At 69.4% G+C, this 7,992-nt stretch carries 7 protein-coding genes; 5 read left to right on the top strand and 2 right to left on the bottom strand.

Features of this window, described 5'->3' with window-relative positions; genetic code table 11:
* From infB to EIZ45_RS45060, 4 genes are all read left to right on the top strand, one after another.
* The coding region (gene infB / locus EIZ45_RS45075; RefSeq protein WP_134736125.1) for a translation initiation factor IF-2 at nt 1–1,984 on the top strand (1,984 nt) is incomplete at its 5' end.
* Between the two features lie 65 nt (nt 1,985–2,049).
* Nucleotides 2,050–2,343, top strand: a complete 294-nt coding sequence (locus tag EIZ45_RS45070; protein WP_037812533.1) for a DUF503 domain-containing protein — start codon at nt 2,050–2,052, stop codon at nt 2,341–2,343.
* A gap of 34 nt (nt 2,344–2,377) precedes the next feature.
* Nucleotides 2,378–2,851, top strand: coding sequence for a 30S ribosome-binding factor RbfA (gene rbfA, locus EIZ45_RS45065; protein ID WP_037812532.1), 474 nt, complete (start codon nt 2,378–2,380; stop codon nt 2,849–2,851).
* 4 nt (nt 2,852–2,855) lie between these two features.
* Nucleotides 2,856–3,689 carry an alpha/beta hydrolase family protein gene (locus EIZ45_RS45060; protein WP_134670159.1) on the top strand — a complete coding sequence of 278 codons (834 nt, stop codon included), beginning with the start codon at nt 2,856–2,858 and terminating at the stop codon, nt 3,687–3,689.
* A 96-nt stretch (nt 3,690–3,785) separates the two neighbouring features.
* On the opposite strand, the gene EIZ45_RS45055 is transcribed toward EIZ45_RS45060, so the two are convergent.
* Nucleotides 3,786–4,412, bottom strand: coding sequence for a pentapeptide repeat-containing protein (locus EIZ45_RS45055; protein ID WP_134670161.1), 627 nt, complete (start codon nt 4,410–4,412; stop codon nt 3,786–3,788).
* A gap of 54 nt (nt 4,413–4,466) precedes the next feature.
* Between EIZ45_RS45055 and EIZ45_RS45050 the strand changes: the two genes are divergently transcribed.
* Entirely contained in the window at nt 4,467–4,730 is a 264-nt protein-coding gene (locus tag EIZ45_RS45050) for a hypothetical protein (RefSeq protein ID WP_134670163.1), read from the top strand.
* Between the two features lie 38 nt (nt 4,731–4,768).
* On the opposite strand, the gene EIZ45_RS45045 is transcribed toward EIZ45_RS45050, so the two are convergent.
* Nucleotides 4,769–7,972 (bottom strand): hypothetical protein, encoded by a 3,204-nt coding sequence (locus EIZ45_RS45045; protein ID WP_134670166.1) that lies wholly within the window; start codon nt 7,970–7,972, stop codon nt 4,769–4,771.
* Nucleotides 7,973–7,992: the final 20 nt, after the last annotated feature.

Here is a 7,992-nt window from a genome sequence, read left to right as displayed (position 1 = left end):
CGGCGGCGGCGGTTTCCGCGGCGGCGGCGGCGGTCGCGGCGGCCCCGGCGGTCGCGGCGGAACGGCCGGTGCCTTCGGTCGTCCCGGCGGGCCCTCGCGCAAGGGCCGCAAGTCGAAGCGGCAGAAGCGCCAGGAGTACATGGACAACATGCAGGCGCCCAGCGTCGGCGGCGTCCGCCTGCCCAAGGGCAGCGGCGAGACGATCCGGCTGCCGCGCGGCGCTTCGCTGACCGACTTCGCCGAGAAGATCGACGCCAACCCGGCTTCGCTGGTGCAGGTGCTCTTCCACCTCGGCGAGATGGTCACCGCGACGCAGTCCGTGTCGGACGACATCCTCGAGCTGCTCGGCGGCGAGATGAACTACGTCGTCCAGGTCGTCTCCCCCGAGGAGGAGGACCGCGAGCTGCTGGAGACCTTCGACATCACCTATGGCGAGGACGAGGGCGGCGAGGAGGACCTGCAGGTCCGTCCGCCGGTCGTCACCATCATGGGTCACGTCGACCACGGCAAGACCCGGCTGCTGGACACGATCCGCAAGACGAAGGTCCGCGAGAGCGAGGCCGGCGGGATCACCCAGCACATCGGCGCCTACCAGATCGAGACCGAGCTCGAAGGCGTGCCGCGGCTCATCACCTTCATCGACACCCCGGGTCACGAGGCGTTCACCGCCATGCGTGCCCGAGGCGCGAACTCGACCGACATCGCGGTGATCGTGGTGGCGGCCGACGACGGCGTCATGCCGCAGACGGTGGAGGCGATCAACCACGCGCAGGCCGCGAAGGCCCCGATCGTGGTCGCGATCAACAAGATCGACAAGGAGGGCGCGAACCCGGACAAGATCCGGCAGCAGCTCACCGAGTACAACCTCATCGCCGAGGAATACGGCGGCGACACGATGTTCGTCGAGATCTCCGCACGGGAGAACATCAACATCGACGGGCTTCTCGAGGCGATCCTGCTGACCGCGGACGCGGCTCTGGACCTGCGGGCCAACCCGGACATGGAGGCCCAAGGCGTCGCGATCGAGGCGCACCTCGACCGCGGCCGCGGCCCGGTGGCCACCGTCCTGGTCCAGCGCGGCACGCTGCGCGTCGGCGACTCGGTCGTGGCGGGCGACGCCTACGGCCGCGTCCGCCGGATGGTCGACGAGCACAACGAGGACGTCACCGAGGCGCTGCCCTCGCGTCCGGTCCAGGTCATCGGGTTCACCTCGGTGCCGGGAGCGGGCGACACCTTCCTGGTGGTCGACGAGGACCGCGTCGCCCGGCAGATCGCCGAGCGCCGCTCCGCTCGCACCCGCAACGCGCTCAACGCGTCGCGCCGCAAGCGGGTCAGCCTCGAGGACCTCGACTCCGCCTTGAAGGAGACGAGCAGCCTCAACCTGATCATCAAGGGCGACAACTCGGGTACCGTCGAGGCGCTCGAAGCGGCGCTGCTGCAGCTGGACGTCGGCGAAGACGTCGAACTGCACGTCGTGCACCGCGGCGTCGGCGGCGTGACCGAATCGGACATCGACCTGGCGACCGCGTCCGACGCGATCGTTCTCGGGTTCAACGTCCGGGCACAGGGCAAGGCGACCGAGCGGGCCACCCGCGAGGGCGTCGACGTGCGCTACTACACGGTCATCTACCAGGCGATCGAGGAGATCGAGCAGGCTCTGAAGGGCATGCTCAAGCCGGAGTACGAAGAGGTCGAACTGGGCCGCGCCGAGGTCCGGGACGTCTTCAAGTCCTCCAAGATCGGCACGATCGCGGGTTGCCTGGTCATGTCCGGCGAGATCCGGCGCAACGCCAAGGCTCGCCTCCTGCGCGACGGCAACGTGGTCGCGCAGAACCTGCCGATCAACTCGCTGCGCCGCTTCAAGGACGACGTGGTCGAGGTCCGGGAAGGGTACGAGTGCGGTCTCACGCTGGGCTCGTACAGCGACATCAAGGTCGACGACGTGATCGAGACCTACGAACAGCGGGAGAAGCCCCGTGCGTGAGTGACCGGTCCGGGGTGCGCCAGGCGCGCACCCCGGACCGCCCTCGCGGCACAACTTCGCTGCCTATGTTTGTCGGAGCCTTGGAGCTCGACTTGCTGCTCGACGACGTGCATTCGTTGAAGCAGAAACGATCCGTGGTGCGGCCGGTGGTGGCCGAACTGCGGAAACGCTTTTCCGTCTCGGTCGCCGAGGCGGGACATCTGGACCTGCACCGGCGCGCGCTCATCGGCGTCGCCGCGGTCGCCCCCGACGGCGAGCACATCCGGGACGTGCTCGACGCGTGCGAGCGGTTCGCGGCCGGCCGCCCCGAGTTCGAACTGCTGTCCGCGCGCCGCCGGCTGCTCGGCCCGGACGACTAGAACACCCGGAAATCCGGAGAAGGAGACCTCAGCCATGGCCGATCCCGCTCGGGCACGCAAGCTCGCCAAGCGGATCTCGCAGATCGTGGCCTCGGCGATCGAACACGACGTCAAGGACCCGCGACTGGGTTCGGTGACCATCACCGACGCCCGCGTCACTGCGGACCTGCACGACGCCACGGTGTACTACACGGTGCTCGGCGAAAGCCTCGACGCGGAGCCGGACTTCGCGAGCGCCGCGGCCGCCCTGGAAGCCGCGCGCGGCGTCCTGCGCACGAAGGTGGGACAGGGCACCGGCGTCCGCTACACCCCGACGCTCACCTTCGTCGCGGACAGCGTCCCGGACGACGCCCGCCGCATCGAAGAACTGCTCGCGAAGGCCCGCGAATCGGACGCCGAGGTGGCCCGCCGGGCGACCGGAGCCCAGCCCGCGGGCGAAGCGGACCCTTACAAAGCTCCTCGGGCCGACGAGGACGAGGAGCAAGCAGAAGAGGAGACGCGCGGCTGAAGCGATGCGGTCAAAGCCCGGTGTCACGCGACGCGGCCTGCTGTTCGGCAGTGCCGCGGCGCTCGTCTCCGCCTGCACCGGGCGCTCCGCCCCGGTGGTTGCGCCGACCTCGGCTGCCCCGGCCTCCAGCCCGTCGCCCCTGAAGGCGTCCGTCACGATCCACCGCAGGCACTCCGCGGCCCGCGGCCGGGACGTCGACGTCGTGCTCATGACGCCGGACGACGTCCCCAGCACCGGCCTGCCGGTCTGCGTGGCACTGCACGGCCGCGGGTCGAACGCCCGCACGTTCCTGGACCTGGGCGTGCCCGCGGCCCTCACCGCCGCGGTCCGCTCGGGCACCCCGCCGTTCGCGGTCGTCGCGGTCGACGGCAGCCACTACTGGATGCCCGACGGCGAGGACGACCCGCACCGCATGCTCACCGACGAACTCCCCGGCTGGCTGTCCGAGGCGGGACTCCGCCCGATGACCGGCCTCCTCGGCATCTCCATGGGCGGCTTCGGCGCCCTGAACCTTGCCCTCCACCGCCGCGACGTGACTACCGTGGCCACCTGCAGCGCGGCCCTGTTCCGCACGTGGCCAGAAGCCCGGTCCCGGCACATCTTCGCGTCCGAGGACGACTGGACCGCCGCCGAACCGCTGCGGCACGTCGACGAACTCCCGACCCGAGGCCTCGGCGTGTGGTGCGGCGACGGCGATCCGTTCCTGGCGGCCAACCGGAAGCTGATCACCAGCGCCAAGCCGGAGGTCTCGCGGATCACGGCGGGCAAGCACACGGCGGAGTACTGGCAGGGAGTCCTGCCGGAAGTCCTGCGATTCCTCGGGCCACGGCTGGCGTAGCGGGTTCACCGGTTCGGGTAGCCGGGGTTGTGTAGGCAATTGGTAACACCGAGCTTTGAACGTGTGGACAGCGATCGAGCGCCGGGAGACGGCGCGCTACCCGGCAGCCGGTTCCGGCGGCAGCTTCGTGGTGGCGTCCGTGACGGCCAGCCGAAGCGCGTGCCGGCTGAGCCCGCGCACCGCTTTGAGGTCGACGCCGACGAGGACCGCGCGCTCGAACACCGCACCGGACACGTCGGCGCGAGCCAGGGTCGCCCCGGTCAGATCGGCATTGCTGAGGTCGGCGCCCGCCAGGATTGCCTCGGTCAAATCGGTGCCGCGGAGACTGGCCCGGGCGAGCACCGCGCGACGCAGGTTCGCACGACGGCAGTTGGCATGATCGAGCGTCGCGGCGGACAATTTCGCGCCTGCCAGCTGCGCCGCGGTCAGGATCGCATCCGTGAAATCGGCGCCGTCGAGCCGCGCCTCGGCGAAGTCCGCGTCGGTCAACTTCGCCGCGGCGAAGTTCGCGTGACGAAGGTCGGTCAGCCTCAGCTCGGCGCCGGGCAGATGCACGCGGACGAGGTCGAGCCGTGCTCCCTGGGGAGGAGGGTGAGTGCGCAGCGCCCGCAGGGCGACTCTGACGTCCAGTGGGAGCGGTTCTCCCGTTCCGCCGTGACTGCGCAGGAAGTCCGTGAGCGTTTCGACAACCCGGGCGCGGTCGCGAGGGGAATCCTCGTACATTCTTTCCAGCGTCCGGACCCCGCCGGCTCGCGTCGAAGGGCGCTCGGAGCCAAGGTGGCCGATCGCCGCGGCGTAGATATCGGTGACCTGCTTGTCTCGGTCGAGGAAAAATTTCCTGACCGTGACCCAAACCGGGACGCTGATGCCGAGGGGGGCGAGAAAACTCGCTATCTGTCCGCGAATGCCGCTCAGGACAGCTGCCCGCTCGGCGACCGCGAGGCGTGTGACGTCGGCACCGCCGACCCAGGACACGAACGGCCCGAGCAGAAACCACAACACAGCGACCGCCCCGGCCGCCGCGGCCCCGGCAACGGCTAACGTCCGAAGGCGGCGGCGGATCGGGAGCCGCGTACCCCTCACCGCTCGGCCTCGCGGGGGTCCGGAACAGACCAGCCTCCCGCGATTTCCCCACGCGGATCGAGTCCGTACTTGCGGAACTGCTTATGGTTCCAGTCCGGAGTTTCCGAGGACGCCAGGTGGTCGATGCGCTTGCGCGCCCGCGGATGACCGTAGGCCAACGCGGTGCAGTAGAGGTCGAGCACCTTCCCCGGCTGGCCGGCGTTGCGGCGGAGATCCGCCAGCAGGACATGGCATTCGATGTCGCCGCCGCGGACTCCGCGCTCCGCGAGTTCCCATGCTTTGTCGCGGTTCTTTCGGGCCTTGCCGCGGTTTTCCGGTGCGGTGTCGAGCTTTCCGTGCAGGAGGAACCCTCGGGCGACGCCTGCCACGGAGCTGAAATCGTCGTCCGCGATCTGCTGCTCGATCATGCGCTCCGCTTCGGTCAGATCTCCCAGTCCGGCGAGAGCCTCCGCCCGAAGGCCGGGCAGCCGGGCCGGCGGGCAGGCGCCCGTGGAACCGAGCAGCTGGGCCGCTTCCGCGAAGCTCTGACGCTTGATCAAGAGCCGCACAGCCCGTTCTCTGGCCAGCACCGATCCCGCGTTGGCGGCTTCGGCGTAGAGGCCGGAAGCCACGACCAGGAGGGTGGACGACGTGAGTTCCATGCCGGATCCGCTCGCGGTCGCCCGGTCTGTCCCGTCGGGGCGGAGGCTGTCGGCGTCGACGAGCGCGTCGGCGATCGAGAGCAGCGCGTGGTTCCAGGAAACGTCCTCGCGGGTGCGATAAGCCTCGACAAGGTCCTTGGCGTAGACATCCGCGATGTACCGGGCGACCGGGACCAGCGCGCCGCTGGTCAGCGGGACGGTTTCGACGTACCACTTCAGGGCTTGAGCGATCGGCTCGGAGTACTCGGAATCCGAGGTTTTCCTGGTCTCCCCGAAACGGCAGAGCAGCAGGGCGATCTCGGCGGGGTCCGGGGCGTCGCTCGCTCGCTGGGCGGTCCGATAGCAGCTGACGGCGTCGTCGAACAGACCGTGCCGGGCGGCAGCGAGCGCTGCGGCGACCACCGCACGGGGTTCGTGCTCGGCTGCCTCGTAGTAGCAGGCAAGCGCTTTCCGCGGACGATCCGAGGAGGAGTAGGCGTCGCCGACGGCGATCAGCGGTACGGCGTCGCCGTCGCCCGCGCAGGCGAGGGCGAGCCGCTCTGCTGTCCCCGGATCTGTGCTGAGGTTGATCTGCACCGCGGCGGCCGCCGCGCCCGGGACGTCGTATTGCCGCGCCGTCGCGATCCAATCGAGCGCGTCTTCCACTTGGCCGGCCGAAGCCAGCACCTGGGCGCCGAGGAGGTAGGCGTCGTGCCGGCCGTGCTCGGTCGCTTTCGCCGAGAGCATCCTGACCGCGGCTTCGGGCCCGGCTGCGTCGACTGTCAGGTCCGTGATCATCGGCAGCAGGTCGAGCCCGGTGCGTTCGCCCAGTTCGGTCAGGTAGCGGACCGCTTCGTCGAGCTGCTCCTGCCGACGCTGCTGGTCCTCGGCCCGCTCCTTCGGCGTCAGCGAGGCCCGGCCAGGCTGCTGCCCGGGGGAGTCCTCCCGGAACGCGATGCCCTCGGCCACGACCGCCGCCGAATGCAGATCTCCCTTCTCGGCGAGCCGCTGGTGAATAGCCAGCGCTTTGCCCGGCTGCTTGAGCTGGGTGTGCGCTACCGCGACCAATACCTCGGCGGAACGGTTTCCTTCAGCGACGAGCGGGCCGAGCCAGTCGAGGACGTCTTTGGGCCGCTTGGCGGCGAAAAGCATCCTGGCTCCTTCGCGGACGGCGTGCTCGACGTGGTCCGGATCGAAGCTGGTTCGCGCGATCGTTTTGTATTGGCTGATTGCCTCGTCGATCCGGCCTGCCCTGGCCAGCATCGCGGCGAGTTCGGCGCGTGCGCGTGGGCATCCGTTTTCGGCCGCCCGCAAGAAGAATTGAGCGCTCAATTCCAGCAGGTGGCGTTTTTCGCATTCTTTCGCCAGGGCGAGGCAGTTTTCCGGATCGGCCTTCTCGCGCAGCACCGGCCACACCAGTTTGTCCGGCAGGACCAGCTTCGCCGTCCCGGTCACGAAATGCCGCTCGAGCGAGGGCGCGAGGCAGTACGATTCCGCCGCCTCGCCGGGTTTCCCGGATTTCCGGATCAGGACGGCGGCCCCGCCAGGCACCTGCTCGGTCAACTCGCTCACTGCGTCGGCGAACCACTCGGCTGACTCGGGCGCGCGGCTTCCGAGAAGAGCCCGCGCGCCTTGCTGCAAAACGTCGCGTGGCAACCATCGGCCGTGCCCGGCGTGCAGTGCCGCGATCAGGAAATCCAGCAGCGCGCGAGCTTCCGGGCCCGCGTCGCGGTACCGCGTGCGAAGTTCCGGTTCGGCGACGAGAGTCTGGATCACGCGGCCGTCCGGTGCGCTCGCCGCCGCTTCGGCCAGCCTCGGTTCAGGAGAATCGCGCGCCTTGCAGAGTTCGGTCTTGGTGAAGGACTCGCCCACCCGGATGACAGTTGCCTGCCGCAGGAGCAGTTGGACGTTGGGACGGTCCGGGCCCGCCGGTTTCCGGCCGGACGGCGCGTTGAGCGCTTTCCAGCTCTCGCGGGTCAGGGTGATCAGGATCAGGCAGGGGGCGCGGGTTTCGTCGCCGAGGAGAGTGCGCAGGCAGCGGGCGGCGCGGTCGTCGCGTTCGCTGTCGCCGGACAAGAGGCACCGCTCGGCGGCCGGAAGCCACACCACCGTCGAGGGAGGCAGGCCGCTCTCGTTCGCCAGCAGCTCTTCCGGCGTGCAGGGACTGAGTCCCGGCCAGATCTTCCAGCGGCTGAGGAGCAAGGATTCGTCGTCGTTCGCGCGGATCGCCTCCCACAACGCACGTTTCTTTCCCGTTGCCGGATCGCCAACAAGAATGACCATCCGGCTCGTCCCGCCCGCGGCCGTCGCGATGACGGATCGCAGTTCCGCGTCGTGTTTCCGCGGGAAGTAGATCGTCGTTTCCGGAAAGATCCCGAGCTGATCCGGAGTGCAGGTCGCCAGGTCGGCCATGGGTACGGAGAGGGGAGCCGGGGTTGGCTGCGCTGTGGGGTTCATGTCTCGCCCGAGACTGCCGGACCGGACCGCCGCCGCGCCACTCGCGCCCCGCGCTTTCGGTAAGCGGTCAACTCTGGGGGTTAAATGAGCAGCGAAATTCGCTCGCGCCGAACCCTCGTTCACTCATTTCGGTGAATCATTCT

The organism is Amycolatopsis sp. CFH S0740 (assembly GCF_004522315.1).
In the GTDB taxonomy this organism is placed as follows: Bacteria; Actinomycetota; Actinomycetes; order Mycobacteriales; family Pseudonocardiaceae; genus Amycolatopsis; species Amycolatopsis nivea.
This window is presented reverse-complemented; position numbering and strand designations above follow the sequence as displayed.